Annotated in this window: 16 protein-coding genes; 1 reads left to right on the top strand and 15 read right to left on the bottom strand. The window is 61.3% G+C overall.

Annotated features, from left to right (window positions below; all coding sequences use genetic code 11):
• Window positions 1–9: 9 nt before the first annotated feature.
• From phoB to P9292_RS30990, 10 genes are all read right to left on the bottom strand, one after another.
• Window positions 10–711: a phosphate regulon transcriptional regulator PhoB gene (phoB, locus tag P9292_RS31035; protein ID WP_244825738.1), complete on the bottom strand. Its 702-nt coding sequence runs from the start codon at window positions 709–711 to the stop codon at window positions 10–12.
• Between the two features lie 33 nt (window positions 712–744).
• Window positions 745–1,449, bottom strand: coding sequence for a phosphate signaling complex protein PhoU (phoU, locus tag P9292_RS31030; RefSeq protein ID WP_244825740.1), 705 nt, complete (start codon window positions 1,447–1,449; stop codon window positions 745–747).
• 49 nt (window positions 1,450–1,498) lie between these two features.
• On the bottom strand, window positions 1,499–2,374 hold the full coding sequence (gene pstB / locus P9292_RS31025) for a phosphate ABC transporter ATP-binding protein PstB (protein ID WP_409015218.1): 876 nt from the start codon (window positions 2,372–2,374) through the stop codon (window positions 1,499–1,501).
• 15 nt (window positions 2,375–2,389) lie between these two features.
• Entirely contained in the window at window positions 2,390–3,277 is an 888-nt protein-coding gene (gene pstA, locus P9292_RS31020; protein ID WP_244825742.1) for a phosphate ABC transporter permease PstA, read from the bottom strand.
• Entirely contained in the window at window positions 3,274–4,257 is a 984-nt protein-coding gene (pstC, locus tag P9292_RS31015) for a phosphate ABC transporter permease PstC (protein ID WP_244825744.1), read from the bottom strand. The genes pstA and pstC overlap by 4 nt, the downstream gene beginning before the upstream one ends.
• A gap of 126 nt (window positions 4,258–4,383) precedes the next feature.
• Window positions 4,384–5,415 (bottom strand): phosphate ABC transporter substrate-binding protein PstS, encoded by a 1,032-nt coding sequence (pstS, locus tag P9292_RS31010; RefSeq protein WP_309843851.1) that lies wholly within the window; start codon window positions 5,413–5,415, stop codon window positions 4,384–4,386.
• A gap of 204 nt (window positions 5,416–5,619) precedes the next feature.
• On the bottom strand, window positions 5,620–6,978 hold the full coding sequence (gene glmM, locus P9292_RS31005) for a phosphoglucosamine mutase (RefSeq protein ID WP_244825746.1): 1,359 nt from the start codon (window positions 6,976–6,978) through the stop codon (window positions 5,620–5,622).
• Between the two features lie 93 nt (window positions 6,979–7,071).
• On the bottom strand, window positions 7,072–7,872 hold the full coding sequence (gene folP, locus P9292_RS31000) for a dihydropteroate synthase (RefSeq protein ID WP_309964237.1): 801 nt from the start codon (window positions 7,870–7,872) through the stop codon (window positions 7,072–7,074).
• 225 nt (window positions 7,873–8,097) lie between these two features.
• Window positions 8,098–9,984, bottom strand: a complete 1,887-nt coding sequence (gene ftsH / locus P9292_RS30995) for an ATP-dependent zinc metalloprotease FtsH (RefSeq protein WP_244825747.1) — start codon at window positions 9,982–9,984, stop codon at window positions 8,098–8,100.
• A 173-nt stretch (window positions 9,985–10,157) separates the two neighbouring features.
• Window positions 10,158–10,832: an RlmE family RNA methyltransferase gene (locus P9292_RS30990; protein ID WP_244825748.1), complete on the bottom strand. Its 675-nt coding sequence runs from the start codon at window positions 10,830–10,832 to the stop codon at window positions 10,158–10,160.
• Window positions 10,833–11,155: 323 nt separating this feature from the next.
• Here P9292_RS30990 and P9292_RS30985 point away from each other — a divergent pair, with 323 nt between their 5' ends.
• Window positions 11,156–11,698 carry a YhbY family RNA-binding protein gene (locus tag P9292_RS30985; protein WP_244825750.1) on the top strand — a complete coding sequence of 181 codons (543 nt, stop codon included), beginning with the start codon at window positions 11,156–11,158 and terminating at the stop codon, window positions 11,696–11,698.
• A 56-nt stretch (window positions 11,699–11,754) separates the two neighbouring features.
• Here P9292_RS30985 and P9292_RS30980 read toward each other — a convergent pair whose 3' ends face one another.
• The 5 genes from P9292_RS30980 to P9292_RS30960 form a co-directional block, all read right to left on the bottom strand.
• A complete protein-coding gene (locus tag P9292_RS30980) occupies window positions 11,755–12,270 on the bottom strand; it encodes a DUF4149 domain-containing protein (RefSeq protein WP_244825752.1) in 516 nt (171 codons plus the stop codon).
• Window positions 12,270–12,746 carry a transcription elongation factor GreA gene (gene greA / locus P9292_RS30975; RefSeq protein ID WP_309962795.1) on the bottom strand — a complete coding sequence of 159 codons (477 nt, stop codon included), beginning with the start codon at window positions 12,744–12,746 and terminating at the stop codon, window positions 12,270–12,272. The genes P9292_RS30980 and greA overlap by 1 nt, the downstream gene beginning before the upstream one ends.
• A 117-nt stretch (window positions 12,747–12,863) precedes the next feature.
• A complete protein-coding gene (gene carB, locus P9292_RS30970) occupies window positions 12,864–16,118 on the bottom strand; it encodes a carbamoyl-phosphate synthase large subunit (protein WP_250465242.1) in 3,255 nt (1,084 codons plus the stop codon).
• A 51-nt stretch (window positions 16,119–16,169) separates the two neighbouring features.
• Entirely contained in the window at window positions 16,170–17,312 is a 1,143-nt protein-coding gene (carA, locus tag P9292_RS30965) for a glutamine-hydrolyzing carbamoyl-phosphate synthase small subunit (protein ID WP_244825757.1), read from the bottom strand.
• Between the two features lie 363 nt (window positions 17,313–17,675).
• The gene (locus tag P9292_RS30960) at window positions 17,676–18,908 is read right to left on the bottom strand and encodes an MFS transporter (RefSeq protein WP_309962793.1); all 1,233 of its coding nucleotides are present in this window, start codon (window positions 18,906–18,908) and stop codon (window positions 17,676–17,678) included.
• Window positions 18,909–18,928: the final 20 nt, after the last annotated feature.

Raw genomic sequence — 18,928 nt, 5'->3', positions numbered from 1 at the left:
GCACGCTTATCAGGCGCTCTTCGCGAGCCGATATCCGCTGCCGCGCACCGTTTCGATCATAGCATCGCAGCCCGCGGGCTTGAGCGCGGCGCGCAGGCGCTTGATGTGAACATCGACCGTGCGCTCTTCGACGAATACGTGATCGCCCCACACCTGATCCAGCAACTGCGTGCGGCTATGCACGCGCTCCGGATGCGTCATGAAAAAATGCAGCAAGCGGAATTCGGTCGGGCCGAGATCGAGCTTGATGTCGTTGCCGGAATGGCTCGCCGCCACGCGATGCGTCGCCGGATCGAGCCGCAAACCATTGATGGCAACCACATCTTCCGTCAGCTGCGGGGCACGCCGGCGCAACACCGCCTTGATGCGCGCCATCAGTTCTTTCGGCGAAAACGGCTTGGTGACGTAGTCGTCCGCGCCGATCTCGAGCCCGAGCACCTTGTCCTGCTCGTCGCCGCGCGCGGTCAGCATGATGATCGGAATATGCTTCGTGCGCTCGTTGTTGCGCAAGTCGCGCGCGAACGCAATGCCGGACTTGCCGGGCAGCATCCAGTCGAGCAGCACGAGATCGGGCAGCACGTCGCTGATCAGGTTTTGCGCCTGCTCAGCGTTATACGCGCGAATCGGGCAATGTCCCGCGTGTTGCAGATTCACCGAGATCAGTTCGGAGATCGCGGGTTCGTCTTCGATGACGAGGATACTGCTGGGCATCGGCACCTCTTGACCTTTTGCTTTGAGAGAAGATTAACTGAGCGCTTCGCGTTCGAGCTGGTCGCGCGAGATATGCCGCACGTCCGTACCCTTCACGATGTAGATGATGAACTCGGCGATGTTCTTAGCGTGATCGCCGATACGCTCCACCGCCTTCGCAATGAACAGATAGTCGAGGCCGGCGGAAATGGTGCGCGGGTCTTCCATCATGTAGGTGACGAGCTTGCGCACGAAGGCGCGGAATTCGTCGTCGATGGCTTTGTCGTCGCGCACGATCTGCGCGGCGGCCACGGTGTCCAGACGCGCGAACGCGTCGAGCGCGCGGCGCAGAATCGACACGGCCATCTCGCCCGAGAGCTTGATCTCCGCGATATTCACCGCGCGGCCCGCGCCGTCTTCGTTGATGCGTTTCACGCGCTTCGCAATCTTTTCCGCTTCGTCGCCGGCGCGTTCGAGGTTCGTGATGGTCTTCGAGATCGCCATGAGCAGACGCAGGTCGCGCGCGGCCGGCTGGCGGCGCGCGATGATGTTGCTGCACTCTTCGTCGATCTCGACTTCCATCGTGTTCAGACGCACTTCGGCGGCAATCACCTGATCGGCGATCGCCATGTCGAATTCGTTGAGTGCCTGCATGGCCGCGATGATCTGCGACTCCACGAGACCGCCCATTTGCAGCACTTTCGACGACACCGCGTTGAGATCGGCGTCGAACTGGCTCGACAGGTGTTTATCGGACATATGTGCTCCTTAAGTCCTTTTATGTTTCAGTTCGCCTCATCTGGCCGGATCAGCCGAAACGGCCCGTGATGTAGTCTTCCGTTTCCTTGCGCGTGGGCTTGATGAAGATCTTCTCCGTATCGCCGAATTCGATCAGCTCGCCAAGGTACATGTATGCAGTGTAGTCCGAGCAACGGGCTGCCTGCTGCATGTTGTGCGTGACGATCACAACCGTATAGTCACTTTTCAGTTCCGCGATAAGTTCCTCGATACGGCCCGTGGAAATCGGGTCGAGCGCCGAGCAGGGCTCGTCGAGCAACAGCACTTCCGGACGAATGGCGATGCCGCGCGCAATGCAAAGGCGCTGCTGCTGGCCGCCCGACAATCCGTAGCCGCTTTGCTGCAGCTTGTCCTTCACTTCGTTCCAGAGCGCGGCCTTGGTAAGCGCCCATTCGACGCGGTCGTCCATCTCCGAGCGCGACAGTTGTTCGAACATCTTCACGCCGAACGCGATGTTGTCGTAGATCGACATGGGAAACGGCGTAGGCTTCTGGAACACCATGCCCACGCGCGCGCGTAAAAGCGAGATGTCGCGCGTCGTGTCGAGCAGGTTGACGCCGTCCATCAGAATCTCACCTTCGCCGCGCTGCTCGGGATAAAGCGCGTACATTTTGTTGAAGGTGCGCAGGAGCGTGGACTTGCCGCAGCCCGAAGGTCCGATGAACGCCGTCACCTTCTTCTCGGGAATGCGCAGGTTGATGTTCTTCAGCGCGTGATACTTGTTGTAGAAGAAATTGAGGTTCTTCACTTCGATCTTCGGCTTGATCGAATCGGCGGCTTGCGAGCCGTGCTTCGGACGCACGCTGCCAGGAATGGGACCACGCTCGACGGGCGCCGCATCCGCTTTCGAATCAAGGTGGTTGACACCACTTTCGACCATGTTCATGGAATCACTCCGCCTTTATTTCTTCGAGATAATCGTGCGCGCGAGGATATTCAAACCCAGCACGCCGAGCGTAATAAGGAACACACCGGCCCACGCGAGCGTCTGCCATTGCGGGAACGGGCTCATCGCGAACTTGTAGATCGTGACCGGAAGGTTCGCCACCGGCTGATTCATGTCCCACGAGAAAAACTGATTCGACAGCGACGTGAAGAGCAGCGGCGCGGTTTCGCCGGCAATCCGCGCGACCGCCAGCAACACGCCCGTGACGATGCCGCCAATCGACGCCTTCAGCGTGATCGACATCACCATCTTCCACTTGGGCGTGCCGAGCGCGAAAGCCGCTTCGCGCAGCGCGTTCGGCACGAGCTTCAGCATGTTTTCAGTGGTGCGGATGACGATCGGAATCTGCAGCAAGGCGAGCGCGATCACGCCGGCCCATCCCGAGAAGCGACCCATCTTCGCGACGACGAGCGCATACACGAACAAGCCCACGACGATGGAAGGCGCCGACAACAGAATGTCGTTGATGAAGCGCGTGACGCTCGCGAGCCAACGCTTCTGGCCATATTCCGCGAGATAGACGCCCGCCAGAATGCCGAGCGGCGTGCCGATGAACGTGGCGATGATGACGAGCATCAGACTGCCGACGATAGCGTTGGCAAGACCGCCGCCATCGGTGTTCGGCGGCGGCGTCGACTGCGTGAAGAGTTCGAGCGACAGGCCAGCGACGCCGAGCTTAAGCGTCGTGAAGAGAATCCACACGAGCCACAGAAGGCCGAAAGCCATCGCGGCCAGCGAGAGCGTCAGCGCGATCGCATTGGTGCCGCGTCGACGGCTCTGCAGCTTCTTGCGCGTGGCGTCCACGCGGTCGGGGTCCTGATTGAAGGTGGCGGGACGGCTCACTTGACTCCCTCCCCGCGTTCCATGCGCAGCAGCATCAGCTTGGACAACGCGAGCACGACGAACGTGATCACGAACAGGATGAGCCCGAGTTCCATCAGCGCCGACGTATGCAGGCCGGGGCTTGCTTCGGCGAATTCGTTGGCGAGCGCCGAGGTGATGCTGTTGCCCGGCGAAAACAGCGACACGTTGTCGAGCAGATTGGTGTTGCCGATCACGAACGTCACCGCCATGGTCTCGCCGAGCGCGCGGCCGAGGCCGAGCATCACGCCGCCGATCACACCGGCGCGCGTGTACGGCAACACGATCTTCCACATCACTTCCCAGGTCGTGCAGCCGATGCCGTATGCCGATTCCTTGAGAAGCACGGGCGTGACTTCGAAGACGTCGCGCATCACCGAGGCAATGTACGGAATGATCATGATGGCGAGGATCACGCCCGCGCACAGAATGCCGATGCCGATAGGCGCGCCCTTGAAGAACATGCCGATGACGGGCACGTCGCCGAGCAGATGGCCGAGCGGCTTTTCGAAGTATTCCGCGAAGATCGGCGCGAACACGAGCAGACCCCACATGCCATAGACGATCGAGGGAATCGCCGCGAGCAATTCGATGGCGACACCGAGCGGCCGGCGCAGCCACGCTGGCGAGAGTTCCGTGAGGAAGAGCGCGATGCCGAAGCTCACCGGCACGGCGATGATGAGCGCGATGATCGACGTGGCAATGGTGCCGTAGATCGGCACGAGCGCGCCGAAGCTATCGGTCTGTGGGTCCCACTCCGCGCGCCAGAGAAAGCTGAGTCCGAACTTTTCGATGGTCGGCATCGACGCAATGACGAGCGAAACGATGATGCCGCCAAGCAGAAGCAACGTCACCACGGCCGCGAGCCGCGTGATGCCGCCGAATATGATGTCGCCGAAACGGCTCGGCGCGCGCTGGGTATGCGCGGCCGGCGGCGCCGACGCTAAGTTGATGTCCGACATGGGAGCCTTGGTTGTGCTGCTTGTCAGAGCGCGCGGCACGTCATTCGACGTGCCGCGCGGCATTGCCTGCACTGCATTTCCGTCCTGACTTCAAGAGCTTAGGACAGTTTCAGACCATGGTACCGCTTACTGCGCAACCGCCTTGCCCGACGCGTCCTTGACCTTCGCCTTCCATTGCGTGCGGATTTCGGCGACGACCGAATCCGGCAGCGAGATATAGTCGAGATCGTTCGCGGCTTGGTTGCCGTTCTTGAACGCCCAGTCGAAGAACTTCAGCGTTTCCGTGCCTTGCGGCGCCTTGTCCTGCGTGGCGTGCAGCAGAACGAACGTTGCACCGACGATCGGCCATGCGTTCTGGCCCGACTCGTTCGTGAGGATCTGGTAGAACGACTTCGACCAGTCCGCGCCGGCAGCCGCCGCCTTGAAGGTCTCCGTCTTCGGCTCGACGACCGTGCCAGCCGCGTTCTTGAGACCCACGTAGGTCATCTTGTTCTGCTTGGCATACGCCCACTCCACGTAGCCGATCGCGCCCGGCAGACGCTGCACGAACGCCGCGACGCCGTCGTTACCCTTGCCGCCCGTGCCCGTCGGCCAGTTGACCGTCGAACCTTCGCCGACCTTCGACTTCCACTCGGAATTCACTTTCGACAGATAGTTCGTCCAGATGAAGCTCGTGCCCGATCCGTCGGCGCGGCGCACCACGGCGATGTCGGTATCCGGCAGCTTGACCTTCGGGTTCAGCGCGGCGATAGCCGGGTCGTTCCACTTCTTGATCTTGCCCAGGTAGATGTCGCCGAGCACTTCGCCCGACAGCGTCACTTCACCGGCCTTCACGCCCGGCACGTTGATGACCGGCACCACGCCGCCGACGACCGTCGGGAACTGGAACAGGCCTTCCTTCGTGAGTTCTTCATCTTTCAGCGGTGCGTCCGAGCCTGCGAAATCCACCGTCTTCGCGATGATCTGTTTGACGCCGCCCGACGAGCCGATGCCTTGATAGTTCACCTTGCCGCCGCCCGTTTTTTGGTAGGCGTCAGCCCACTTGGTGTAGATGGGAGCTGCGAAGGTGCTGCCCGCGCCGGTGATATCCGTGGCGAATGCGGAGACGGCGAACATTGCGCCGATGACGCCGGCCAGCGCGGATTGCATCAATTTCATGAGACCTCCAGAGTGTGTGAGCGTGTAGCGAGAGAACCGACACGGCGAAATATAGGCACTCTTCGTGACAGTACCGTGACGTTTGATGAACGCCGCGTGTCATTGCGCTTACGCACTGAAAGTCGAACGTGCGTTGGCTTGTAACCAAAGAAAAAGCGGACCGTAGTCCGCTTTTGGTGAGACGTGACGCGCTTTAGGGACCGTCTAGGAAGTCGCGTCCTTCACGACCTGAGCAATCGTTTCCGCGTGTCTAACCGCATCCTGATGTGCCGCCGCTTCCACCATGACCCGCAGTACCGGTTCGGTTCCCGAGGCGCGAATCAGTACCCGCCCGTGCGATTCGAGGGCCCGCTCGGCATCTTCGATCGCGCGGCGAATGGCCGCGTTATTTTTCCAGTCCGCGTTCGGACTCATGCGCACGTTGATCAGTTTCTGCGGAAACAGGCTGACGCCGTCGAGCATGTCCGCGAGGGATTTGCCACCGCGCTTGATGGCGGCGAGCACAAGCAGCGCGGACACGATGCCGTCGCCCGTGGAATGCCGGTCGAGCGAAAGAATGTGGCCCGAGCCTTCCGCACCGAGTTGCCAGCCGTTTTCGCGCAGCTTTTCGAGCACGTAACGGTCGCCGACGGCCGCGCGCACGAACTTCACGCCCGCCTCTTTCAACGCCACTTCCACGGCCATGTTGGTCATCAGCGTGCCGACCGCGCCATCCACCTTGCCGTCCGTCGCAATGCGGTCCTTGACCAGCACGTAGAGCAGTTCGTCGCCGTTGAAAAGCCGGCCGGTGGAATCGACGACTTGCAGGCGGTCAGCGTCGCCATCGAGCGCGATGCCGATATCCGCCTTGTGTTCGAGCACCGTGCGCACGAGCGCATCGGGCGCGGTGGCGCCGACTTTATCGTTGATATTGAAGCCGTTCGGCGACACGCCAATAGGCACGACTTCCGCGCCCAGTTCGTGGAACACGTGCGGCGCGACGTCATAGGCGGCGCCGTGCGCGCAATCGAGCACGATCTTGAGGCCGCGCAGATCGAAGCTCGCCGGGAAAGTGCTCTTGCAGAACTCGATATAGCGCCCGCCCGCGTCGTCAAGACGCTTCGCCTTGCCAAGACGCTCGGAGGGCGCGCAGGCCATCGGCTGGTCGAGCTGCGCTTCGATTTGCAGTTCGACTTCGTCCGGCAGCTTGTTGCCGTCGGCGGAGAAGAATTTGATGCCGTTGTCGTCGTACGGATTGTGCGATGCGCTGATCACCACGCCCGCCGAAAGCCGCAGCGCGCGCGTGAGATACGCGACGCCGGGCGTGGGCATCGGGCCGGCGAGCATCACGTCGACGCCCGCGGCGGAAAAGCCCGACTCCAGCGCGGCTTCGAGCATGTAGCCGGAAACCCGCGTGTCCTTGCCGATAAGCACCGTCGGACGGTTGCCCTTTTGCGGCGAACGGTCCGCTCCCGCGAGCACCTTGCCGGCCGCGTACCCCAGCCTGAGAACGAAATCCGGTGTGATCGGCGCCTCGCCGACGCGCCCGCGAATTCCATCAGTTCCAAAATATCGACGTGCCATTGTTGCTGACCCTCCTCGCGGACATATGGCGCCTGTTCTTGGCCCGCGACATGTGTTGATCGATTCGGCGCGTGCGCCTTCGCCGAAGTTCTTTCAATGCTTTTCGTGATGCGTGGCGTCTCTCGTGGCTCGCCAGACTTTCAGCGCATCCACGGTTTCCGCGACGTCGTGCACGCGGATGATCGCCGCACCGCGCTCCGCCGCGCAAACCGCCCCGCTCACGCTCGCCGCAAGCCGTTCGTTCGCCGCGCGCCCGGTGACTGCGCCGAGCATCGACTTGCGCGACATTCCCGCGAGCAGCGGATACCGCTTGCCTGCCGGCAGCGTCGCGGCGAGGTTCGCCAGCAGCGCGTAATTATGCTCGACGGTCTTGCCGAAGCCGAAGCCCGGATCGAGACTTACGCGCTCCAGCGCGATCCCCGCCTGCGCCAGCGCCGCGATTCGTTCGGCGAAAAACGCACGGACGTCCGCGATGACGTCGGCGTACACCGGCTCGCGAAGTTGCATCGTGCGCGGTTCGCCGAGCATATGCATCACGCACAAGCCGCAGTTACTGTCTTTAACGGCATCGAGCGCGCTTTCCTGACGTAAACCCCAAATGTCGTTGATCATGTCCGCGCCTGCATCGAGCGCGGCGCGCATCACGGCGGGCTTGTAGGTATCGACCGAAAGCGGGACGTTCATGTCCCGTAACGCTTCGACGATCGGCACCACGCGCTCCAGTTCTTCAGCCAGCGGAACCGGCGGCGCGCCCGGACGAGTCGATTCGCCGCCAATATCGATGATGTCCGCGCCGTCGGCAAGCATGCGCTCGGCGCGCGCCAGAGCGGCATCGCGCAGAAGGAAGCGGCCGCCATCGGAGAACGAGTCAGGCGTGACGTTGAGAATGCCCATCACGAGCGGACGTTCGAACGTCAGCGTGAACCGACCGCATTGCAGCGGCTGCGCTGAAAACTGGGAGGGAGATGGAGTGATCAAGCGTGTCGGAAAAAAGCTGGATTGCTGCAAGGGGCGTAACGCACGGGCGAAGTGTGATCCGATGTGTGCGCCGTCGTGAGCCATAAAGCAAAAATGGGCCGGAGTGCGATGCACACCGGCCCATGATCGGACTAGAAGAGCTTAGGCCGGCGCGGTTGCGCTGCCCGGCTTGACTTCCGTACCGCTGTTGCCGCCCGGAGGCGTATCACCCGAAGGCGGCGGCAGGTTCTTCGGCGGACGCGGCGGACGATCCTCCATGATGTCCGTGATCTGGTCTGCGTCTATGGTTTCCCATTCGAGCAGCGCCTTCGTCATGGCTTCCACGCGCGCGCGGTTGTCTTCCAGCAGCTTGCGGGCGAGCTGATACTGCTCGTCCAGGATGCGGCGGATTTCCGAATCGACCTTTTGCAGCGTGGCTTCCGAAACCGTCTTCGCGCCCAGCTTGCCGAACATGCCTTCAGGTTCGGTGTCGACGTAGACCATCGTACCAAGCGTGTCCGACATACCATAACGCGTCACCATGTCGCGGGCCATCTTGGTCGCGCGCTCAAAGTCGTTGGACGCGCCGGTGGACATGGAATTCAGGAACACTTCTTCCGCTGCACGGCCGCCAAACAGAATCGCGATTTCTTCCAGCATCTTGTCGCGATACAAATTCACGCGGTCGTGTTCAGGCAATTGCCAGGTGACACCCAATGCCCATCCGCGCGGCATGATCGTAACCTTGTGCACCGGATCGGCATGCGGCAACAACTTCGCCACGACGGCGTGACCGGACTCGTGGAAGGCCGTGTTGCGACGTTCTTCCTCGCGCATGACAGCCGACTTGCGCTCCGGACCCATGAAAATCTTGTCTTTCGCGTCTTCAAAGTCCTGCATCTCGACGATCCGCTTGCCGCGACGCGCCGCAAAAAGCGCAGCTTCATTGACGAGGTTTGCGAGATCGGCACCCGAGAAGCCCGGCGTACCACGCGCGATGACCGAAGCGTCGACGTCGTTCGCAATCGGCACCTTGCGCAGATGCACCTTCATGATGTGTTCGCGACCGCGAATGTCCGGCAGACCGACATATACCTGACGGTCGAAACGACCCGGACGCAGGAGCGCCTTGTCGAGCACGTCGGAACGGTTCGTCGCAGCGATCACGATAACGCCGGAATTCGCTTCGAAGCCGTCCATTTCCACGAGCATCTGATTGAGTGTCTGCTCGCGTTCGTCGTTACCGCCGCCCATGCCGGCGCCGCGATGACGACCGACCGCGTCGATTTCGTCGATGAACACGATGCAAGGCGCGTGCTTCTTTGCTTGCTCGAACATGTCGCGAACGCGAGCCGCGCCCACGCCGACGAACATTTCCACGAAGTCGGAACCCGAGATGCTGAAGAACGGCACCTTCGCTTCACCCGCGATAGCGCGAGCCAGCAGCGTCTTACCCGTGCCAGGAGGTCCGACCAGCAACACTCCTCGTGGAATGCGGCCGCCCAGCTTCTGGAATTTCTGCGGGTCGCGCAGGAAGTCGACGAGCTCGGACACTTCTTCTTTCGCTTCGTCGCAACCCGCGACATCGGTGAAATTGATAGCGTTATTGTTTTCGTCGATCAGCCGCGCTCGCGACTTGCCGAACGAGAAGGCCCCGCCTTTGCCGCCCCCCTGCATCTGCCGCATCATGTAGAACCAGAAACCGATGATGAGAATGGTCGGTCCAAGGTAGTACAGCGCGGAAACCAGCGCGTTGGGTTCATCGTCAGCCTTGCCGCTAACCTGAACGCCGTATTTCATCAGATCGCCGACCATCCAGATGTCGCCAGGCGACACGATTTGGTATTTCTGGCCGTCTGCCGGAGTGACCGTCAGATTCCGCCCTTGAACGGTGACATTCTTCACCTTGCCGTTCTTCGCGTCGTCCATGAACTGCGAATAGGACACACCTTCCTGGACGCGGGGCTTATCGAACTGCTTGAACACCGTAAACAGCACCAGTGCGATCACGAGCCACACTGCCGCTTTAGAGAACATATTGTTGTTCAAAGCACCACTCCTCACTCATAGACGGGCGCCTACATAAACCTTGCGGCGCCACCAAAGCATTCTAATCCAGACCGCAAACCCCTGCCATAAGGTTTATCTACCGCGCAAATAGCGGAAGACAGGGGTTTTTCGACATATTCGGCGAAAATATCGCTATTTTTCGCCGAAATGATTTACTCGTGTTCCACAGTCGGATGTTTGAGCCGCCGCCCGAGTACAAAAGTCTCCGACGATTTGTCGCGAGACGCCTTGGGCTTGCGCGGCGCCACCACTTTGAACTGGTGCTTAAACTTCTCGACGATTTGGCTGTAACCGCTGCCGTGAAAACATTTGACCAGCAACGCACCATCCGGTTTCAGATGGTTCTGCGAGAACTCCAGCGCCAGATCGCAAAGATGTTCGATACGCGCTGCATCCGCGCTCGCCACGCCAGACAGGTTTGGGGCCATGTCGGAAATAACAAGGTCTACCTGACGCTCGCCAACAATTTCCGCGAGTTGCGCAAGCACGGCGTCTTCGCGGAAGTCGCCCTGAATGAAGGTGACATCGGCAATGGGGTCCATCGGCAGAAGATCGAGCGCGATGATCGTGCCGTCTATACCGCCTTCGCGCTGCGCATCGCGCTTCGCGCCCTGAGCGAGTTTGTTACGCGCGTACTGACTCCACGAGCCGGGCGTCGAGCCGAGGTCGACGATCACCTGCCCTGGCTTGATGAGCTTGTCCTGCTCGTCGATCTCCTTGAGCTTGTACGCCGCGCGCGCGCGATAGCCCTCGCGCTGCGCCATCTTCACGTAAGGGTCGTTGATGTGGTCATGCAACCACGAATGATTAAACCGGTTCTTTGCCATTCAAACTGAGCCCATGCTGCGCGCCGGGGACTAACCTCTTGCGCGCGTGCTTATTCTTGCTGTATCGCGCAATGCTTTTAGCGGATAATACGCGTCTTGTCGGCCGGACCGGTTCCCGTGCGCTGCAAAGCGCTCGAAATTTGCGTTTCCGGCCTATTTGTTTATTCGGGCGGCTTGCCCAGCACTTCAGGTGCTTTTCATCTGATCGGTCCATGACGGCGCCGCGTGTCCATACCGCCCGCGCTTCGTGCGTCCGACAGCGCTGCAACGCCCAGCCGACGCCAAACCCGCCGCCCACATTTTAGTCGAGTCCCTTATTCCACATGCCAGCTCTTAAACTTTCCCCGGCCCAGCGCGCCGATCTGCGCTCCCAGGCTCACGCCCTCAATCCGGTCGTGCTCGTCGGCGCCGAAGGCCTGACCGAGGCCGTGCTGAAAGAAATCGGCGTGCACCTCGAAGCGCATCAGCTCATCAAGATTCGCGTGTTCGGCGACGAGCGTGAAGCACGCGTTGGCATCTACGACGAAATCTGCGATCGCCTGGATGCCGCACCTGTTCAGCATATCGGCAAGCTGCTCGTGATCTGGAGACCGGAAGGCGCCGCGCCCGCCAAGACCCGCACCGCCCGCACCCGCAGCACCATGCCGCCGAGCGCTGGTGAAATTGCCGAGGAGCGTTCGACCAAGGGTCGCGCGCCGCGCATCGTCAAGGCCGTCAAGATCACGCGCGATGCACCCGCCGTCAAGAAGCCGCGCAAACAAACGCTCAAAGTGCTAGGTAACGAACGCGTCACCGCGGGCGGCAACGTCAAGCGCGCGAAGAAGCGTCAGGCTGGCTCGAAGCGTCAACATCAGGCCGTCAAATGATGAAACGGCGCGGACGATGATTCAAAACGTCCGCGCCGTCTCTCGCAGCATCTTCTTCAGCTACGCGCGCGCTTGGCCGCGACCTTCGCGGACTTGCCCTTCGGCACGATCTTGACAGGCGCCGCACCGGGCAAACGCCACACGAGCGCAATACCGCACAGGCATTCGATCAAATAAATCGCGCTCGAAATGCCATGCAGAACGCCGAACTCCTTCGCATAAGGCGAATTCGCGAGTTCCATCCCTGCTTCCTGCGCCGAGATGCGCAGCGAATTCATGAACGGCTGCAACGCGAAGTATCCGACGAGCACGCACACCAGCATGACCGCGACAAGCCACCGCACGCGCTTGTAGTCGACGATGCCGCTCTTCACGAAGCGATTGCCGATCAGGATCAGAATCAGCGCGCTGACCACGCCGATATACGCTTCGATGCGAAAGAGCTGCGCCGCCACCGAACCCGCCGACGTACGGTCGAGCACCGAAAAGAGCACGGGCGCGGCGACGAGACCGAGGGTCAGCAAGCTGCCGACCCAAATCATCGTTACCGTGCGAAAGAGTCGATGCTCCATCAGACGTATCGAACAGCGATGATTTCGTACTCACGCGCGCCGCTCGGGGCCTGCACCGAGGCGACGTCGCCCTGCGTCTTGCCGATCAGCGCGCGCGCAATGGGCGAGCTGACGGAGATGAGACCGTGGTCGATGTCGGCTTCGTCGTCGCCGACGATCTGATACGTCACCTTATGACTCGACTCGAGATCTTCCAGTTCGACCGTCGCGCCGAACACCACGCGGCCTTCCGCTTCGACCGTTTTCGGGTCGATCACTTGCGCGGCGGCAAGCTTCGATTCGAGATCCGCAATGCGGCCCTCGATAAAGCCCTGCTTTTCTTTCGCGGCATCGTACTCCGCGTTTTCCGACAGATCGCCCTGCGCGCGTGCTTCCGCGATCGAGTTGATGACCGCGGGACGCTCGACAGCCTTCAGGCGTTGCAATTCGTCGCGCAGCAACTCCGCGCCGCGCTTCGTCAAGGGAATCGTGCTCATAGACAATCCACAAACAAAAACAGCCGTAAAAAAATTACCGCGGTTAAGCGCATCTCCCCAGAACGAGAAGACGCCGCTTAACCGCGGCTCGTGATACTTGGACCGGTAATCGAAGCCTTAGTTTAGGCGAGCGTGGAGGCCTTGTAAATCATAGACTTCCAAATCGCGCAGATAACGCAGACCTTCGACCGCCGCGCGCGCGCCGGACATCGTCGTGTAGTACGTGACCTTGTTGGCCTGCGCGCTCATACGGATGGAACGCGAATCGGCGATGGCCGCGCGCGTTTCATCGACGGTGGTGAAGACCAGCGCGATTTCGCCGTTCTTGATCATGTCGACGATATGCGGACGCCCGTCCTTCACCTTGTTCACGACCTTCACGGGCACACCCGCCGCCGCGATGGCCGCGGCCGTCCCCTTGGTCGCGACGATCGGGTAGCCGAGTTCGTGCAGCATGCGCGCGACTTCGACGGCCTTTGGCTTGTCGGCATCCATCACGGTGAGAAGCACGGTGCCGGATTCCGGCAGACGCGAACCCGCCGCGAGTTGCGACTTGAAAAGCGCTTCGCCGAAGGTACGGCCCACGCCCATCACCTCGCCCGTCGAACGCATCTCGGGCCCGAGCACGGGATCGACCGCCGGGAACTTGACGAACGGGAACACCGCTTCCTTCACGCTGAAGTACGGCGGAATCACTTCCTTCGTCACGCCTTGTTGCTTGAGCTTCTGCCCGACCATTGCGCGCGCCGCGATTTTCGCGAGCGGCAGGCCCGTCGCCTTCGACACATACGGCACCGTGCGCGATGCACGCGGGTTCACTTCCAGCACGTAGATGACATCCTTCTTCGAGCCATCTTCTTGCGGAACTTGCTGGATGGCGAACTGCACGTTCATCAGGCCGACCACGTTCAGCGCCTTCGCCATGGCGGCGGTTTGCCGCTTCAGTTCGTCGATGGTGTCTTGCGCGAGCGAATAAGGCGGCAGCGAGCAAGCCGAGTCGCCGGAATGCACGCCCGCCTGTTCGATATGCTCCATCACGCCGCCAATGAAGACGTCGTCGCCATCGGAGATACAGTCCACATCGCATTCGATCGCGTCGTTCAGGAAGCGGTCGAGCAACACCGGCGAGTCGTTCGATACCTTCACGGCCTCGCGCATGTAGCGTTCGAGATCGCGCGGCTCGTGGACGATCTCCATTGCGCGGCCACCCAGCACATAAGACGGACGCACGACCAGCGGGTAACCGATTTCTTCCGCGAGCCTGAGTGCTTCGTCTTCGGCGCGCGCGGTGCGATTCGGCGGCTGGCGCAGATTCAGATCTTTCAGCAATTGCTGGAACCGCTCGCGATCCTCGGCGGCATCGATCATGTCCGGCGACGTACCGATGATCGGCACGCCGTTCGCTTCGAGGTCGAGCGCGAGTTTGAGCGGCGTCTGGCCGCCATACTGCACGATCACGCCGACCGGCTTTTCCAGCTCGACGATTTCGAGCACGTCTTCGAGCGTCAGCGATTCGAAGTACAGACGATCCGACGTGTCGTAGTCGGTCGAAACCGTTTCAGGATTGCAGTTGACCATGATGGTTTCGTAACCATCTTCGCGCATGGCGAGCGCGGCGTGCACGCAGCAATAGTCGAATTCGATGCCCTGCCCGATCCGGTTCGGGCCGCCGCCGAGAACCATGATCTTCTTCTTGTCGGTCGGATTCGCTTCGCACTCGTCCTCATAGGTCGAATACATGTACGCCGTCTTGGTCGCGAACTCGGCCGCGCAAGTATCGACGCGCTTATAAACCGGCCGCACCTTCAACTCGTGACGACGGCGGCGCACGTCTTCCTGCTTCGAACCGGTGAGCTTCGCAAGCCGCCGGTCGGAAAAACCGCTCTTCTTCAGATACAGCAGTTCGTCCTTGCCGAGGCTTTCGATCGTGCGGCCTTCGAGCGCCTTCTCCTTCAGGATGATCTGCTCGATCTGCGCAAGGAACCACGGGTCGATCGACGTTTCCTCGAAGATTTCCCGAGCCGTCAGACCAAGGCGGAACGCGTCGCCGAGATACCAGATACGGTCCGGTCCCGGCTCGCCGATTTCGCGGATGGCTTCGTCGCGGCTCGTGGTCTTTTCGTCCAGACCGTCGACGCCCACTTCGAGACCGCGCAGCGCTTTCTGGAACGATTCCTGAAACGTGCGGCCCATTGCCATGACTTCGCCGACGGACTTCATCTGCGTGGTCAGGCGCGAGTCGGCTTCGCGGAATTTCTCGAACGCGAAACGCGGCACCTTCGTCACGACATAGTCGATGGTCGGCTCGAACGACGCCGGCGTCTGACCGCCTGTGATCTCGTTCTTCAACTCGTCGAGCGTATAGCCGCACGCGAGCTTGGCCGCGACCTTGGCGATAGGAAAGCCCGTTGCCTTCGATGCCAGCGCGGACGAGCGCGACACGCGCGGGTTCATCTCGATCACGACCATGCGGCCGTCGTCGGGGTTGATCGCGAACTGCACGTTCGAGCCGCCTGTGTCGACGCCGATTTCGCGCAACACGGCAAGCGACGCGTTACGCAGAACCTGATACTCCTTGTCGGTCAGCGTCTGCGCGGGCGCGACGGTGATCGAGTCGCCGGTATGCACGCCCATGGGATCGAGGTTTTCGATCGAACACACGATGATGCAGTTGTCCTTCTTGTCGCGGACAACTTCCATCTCGTACTCTTTCCAGCCGAGAAGCGATTCTTCGATCAGCAGTTCGCGCGTCGGCGAGAGATCGAGACCGCGCCGGCAAATTTCCTCGAACTCTTCCTTGTTATACGCGATGCCGCCGCCCGAACCGCCCAGCGTGAACGACGGGCGAATCACGGTCGGATAGCCGCCGCTGCCAGTGGCCTCGGCGATTTGCGCCTGCACGGTCAGCGCTTCTTCCATGGAATGCGCAATTCCAGACTTGGCTGAACCGAGACCGATCTTGGTCATCGCGTCCTTGAACTTCTGGCGGTCTTCGGCCTTGTCGATGGCTTCCGGCGATGCGCCGATCAGCTCGACGTCGTACTTTTCCAGCACGCCGTGATGGAAAAGATCGAGCGCGCAATTGAGCGCGGTCTGTCCGCCCATGGTCGGCAAGATCGCATCCGGCCGCTCCTTCGCGATGATGCGCTCGACCACTTCCCACGAGATCGGCTCGATGTAAGTGACGTCGGCCGTGTTCGGGTCGGTCATGATCGTCGCGGGATTGCTGTTGACGAGGATGACCTTGTAGCCTTCCTCACGCAACGCCTTGCAAGCCTGCGCGCCCGAATAATCGAACTCGCACGCCTGGCCGATGATGATCGGACCCGCGCCGATAATGAGGATGCTCTTGATGTCTGTGCGCTTCGGCATAACTGCTCTCGATGTTTTGTGTTGCGGTGTTCCGTTCTGTGCTCTCGACTGTCAGGCAGTGACCTTCTGCGTTTCCATCAGCTTGATGAAGCGGTCGAACAGATATGCAATGTCGTGCGGGCCGGGCGACGCTTCCGGATGACCCTGGAAGCAGAACGCGGGCTTGTCGGTGAGCGCGAAGCCCTGCAGCGTGCCGTCGAAAAGCGATACGTGCGTGACCTTTGCGTTGGCGGGCAGCGTGTCGGCATCGACCGCGAAACCGTGGTTCTGCGACGTGATGACCACGCGGCCGTCTTCCAGGTCTTTCACCGGATGATTCGCGCCGTGGTGGCCGGTCTTCATCTTCATGGTTTTCGCGCCGACCGCGAGGCCCATGATCTGGTGTCCTAGACAGATGCCGAAGGTCGGGATGCCGCGCGCGATGAATTCACGCGTGGCCGCGATGGCGTAGTCGCACGGTTCCGGGTCGCCGGGGCCGTTCGAGAGGAAGACGCCATCCGGATTGAGCGCGAGTGCGTCAGCCGCGCTCGCTTGCGCCGGCAGCACGGTGACCTGGCAACCGCGCTCGGCGAGCATGCGCAGAATGTTGTACTTCACGCCGTAATCGAACGCGACGACGCGAAACTTCGGGGCTTCCTGCGTGCCGTAGCCGCTGCCGAGGCGCCATTCGGTCTGCGTCCAATCATAGGACTTGTCGGTCGACACGACTTTTGCCAGATCCATGCCCGCGAGGCCGGGAAACGAGCGCGCGAGTTCGAGCGCCTTTGCTTCGTCGTCGCTGCCCGCGAGAATGCAGCCGTTCTGCGCACCCTTGTCGCGCAGAATTCGCGTGAGCTTGCGCGTGTCGATGTCCGAAATCGCGACGACGCCTTGCGCCTTCAAATAGTCGGAAAGCGACTGCTCAGAACGGAAGTTGGATGCGAGCACCGGCAGGTCGCGAATGATGAGACCGGCGGCATGGACTTTGGTGGCTTCGACATCTTCGGCGTTCACGCCGACGTTGCCGATGTGCGGATAGGTCAGCGTGACGATCTGGCGGGCGTAGCTCGGATCGGTCAGGATTTCCTGATAACCGGTGATGGCGGTGTTGAATACGACTTCGCCGATCGTCGAACCGGTTGCACCGATCGATTGACCACGAAAGACCGTGCCGTCGGCAAGTGCGAGTAGTGCTGGGGAGAATGACGGCAACACGGAAGGCTCCTTGGGGGACACCCTGTTACCGACCTGTCTGTCCGAAATTCAGGCTTGGTTCCCGGCGTTCATTGCGATGAACGGGGATATCCTTTGCGCTTTTGTCAGCGGCGGCTCGTCAGGCGCGCGTCGCGGCTTGGATCAACGCGCTGGGTGGACCCAACGGGATAACGAAGCAGGCGATCGGCGGCGTGCGGCGCGCACTGCAAGGCGCAGCGAACGACGGTGAATGGGGGTAGGCGCTAGGGTGCGGGTTGATATGCTCAAACCTTCGAATTATAGCTTGAAAGCGGTCTTTTAGCCAAATTTGGGAATGGTCTGCTTGTTGTCACGTGCCTTTCGCACGCCGCGGCGCGCCCGACTTCAGTGCACGGCCTGCTTGCCCTTATCGAGCGCGGCGCTCGGCCACGCATACCATACGGCGCTTGCCACCTGCAGCGCGATGAGCGAAATCCATACGGTGAGATGCGCCGACACGGGATAACGCCCGCCCACGGACGGCCAAAACGACAGCGCGGCGCCGACCCCGACCTGAAAACCAAAGATGAGCAAGAAAATGACGAGCGTGAGAGTCGTATTGGTGCGGCCAATCATGTGCGACGGGAAGTATTCCGCCATGATCGCGTAACTCAGAATGCCCGTGCCGCCGAAAATGCCATACGCCGCGAGCAGCACCGCCGGCGGCAGCGGCGCGCGCAGCACCATGAGGATTTGCGTGATGACGAACAACACCATGCCGCCGCCGCAGAACGCATAAACCGATATGCCGCGCCGCTCGATACCGCGCGCCGCCGCGCCGAAGCCGACGCTGCCGAACATCATCGCGAGGCCGAGCACCGAGACGAGCGCGGAGGCGTGGGCAGGCGTGAGGTCCATCACGTCGAGGAGATAGGGCTTGATCCACAGGGATTGCATCGCGTAAAACACGCCCTGCGTGACGACGGAAAACGACGCGATCTTCCAGAACGCGCCGCTCTTCAAGATGTGCCAGGTGCCTTTGAACTGCGTGACGATGTCGGCCTGATGGCGCGCGTCGCTCTTGCGCGGTGCAAACAGCAGGATGGTCGCGGACACGATCAGCGTGAACACGCCGAGTCCGACGCAAACTTGCCGCCAGTTGGCAACCTGCAGAAGCGATGCGAGCGGCGAGCCGACCGCGACGCCGCCGAGACCGCCAACGGCCATCGTGAAGCCATTGACGAGCGGCAGTCGCGCGACAGGGAAATGCTGCGCCGACGCCTTGAACGCTGCGCTCAGACAGACCGAAACACCGACGCCGATCAAAAGCCGCCCCACCATCAGCCCGGCCAATCCTTGCGACGCCCCGAAAACCCAGATTCCAACCGCCGCGAAAACCAGCATGCCGGCCGTCACCGTGCGCGGCCCGAAGTGATCGAGCAGCACGCCGACCGGAATCTGCGCGAGCGCAAAGCCTATGAAGTAAAGCGAAGTCAGCAGACCCAGGTCTGCCGCCGACAAACCGAGGTCGTGCGTGATCAGCGGCGCGAAGCCGAGATTCACGCCCCGGAATAAGTACGAGACGAAATAGCCGGCGGCGAACAGGAAAAAGACGCGAAGACGAACTGAGGACGACATGCGATGCGAGCGCTTCATTG

The organism is Caballeronia sp. LZ001 (assembly GCF_031450875.1).
Lineage (GTDB): Bacteria > Pseudomonadota > Gammaproteobacteria > Burkholderiales > Burkholderiaceae > Caballeronia.
Note: the sequence above shows the minus strand (reverse complement) of the source record. Positions and strands in the feature narration are given on the sequence as shown.

What these genes read in the sequence shown, in the direction of transcription:
- carB (WP_250465242.1), bottom strand. Translation starts at nt 16,118, where the DNA reads ATGCCGAAGCGCACAGACATCAAGAGCATCCTCATTATCGGCGCGGGT.
- P9292_RS30960 (WP_309962793.1), bottom strand. Translation starts at nt 18,908, where the DNA reads ATGTCGTCCTCAGTTCGTCTTCGCGTCTTTTTCCTGTTCGCCGCCGGC.
- pstC (WP_244825744.1), bottom strand. Translation starts at nt 4,257, where the DNA reads ATGTCGGACATCAACTTAGCGTCGGCGCCGCCGGCCGCGCATACCCAG.
- phoB (WP_244825738.1), bottom strand. Translation starts at nt 711, where the DNA reads ATGCCCAGCAGTATCCTCGTCATCGAAGACGAACCCGCGATCTCCGAA.
- pstB (WP_409015218.1), bottom strand. Translation starts at nt 2,374, where the DNA reads ATGAACATGGTCGAAAGTGGTGTCAACCACCTTGATTCGAAAGCGGAT.
- P9292_RS30990 (WP_244825748.1), bottom strand. Translation starts at nt 10,832, where the DNA reads ATGGCAAAGAACCGGTTTAATCATTCGTGGTTGCATGACCACATCAAC.
- pstS (WP_309843851.1), bottom strand. Translation starts at nt 5,415, where the DNA reads ATGAAATTGATGCAATCCGCGCTGGCCGGCGTCATCGGCGCAATGTTC.
- P9292_RS30985 (WP_244825750.1), top strand. Translation starts at nt 11,156, where the DNA reads ATGCCAGCTCTTAAACTTTCCCCGGCCCAGCGCGCCGATCTGCGCTCC.
- folP (WP_309964237.1), bottom strand. Translation starts at nt 7,872, where the DNA reads ATGGGCATTCTCAACGTCACGCCTGACTCGTTCTCCGATGGCGGCCGC.
- P9292_RS30980 (WP_244825752.1), bottom strand. Translation starts at nt 12,270, where the DNA reads ATGGAGCATCGACTCTTTCGCACGGTAACGATGATTTGGGTCGGCAGC.
- greA (WP_309962795.1), bottom strand. Translation starts at nt 12,746, where the DNA reads ATGAGCACGATTCCCTTGACGAAGCGCGGCGCGGAGTTGCTGCGCGAC.
- glmM (WP_244825746.1), bottom strand. Translation starts at nt 6,978, where the DNA reads ATGGCACGTCGATATTTTGGAACTGATGGAATTCGCGGGCGCGTCGGC.
- phoU (WP_244825740.1), bottom strand. Translation starts at nt 1,449, where the DNA reads ATGTCCGATAAACACCTGTCGAGCCAGTTCGACGCCGATCTCAACGCG.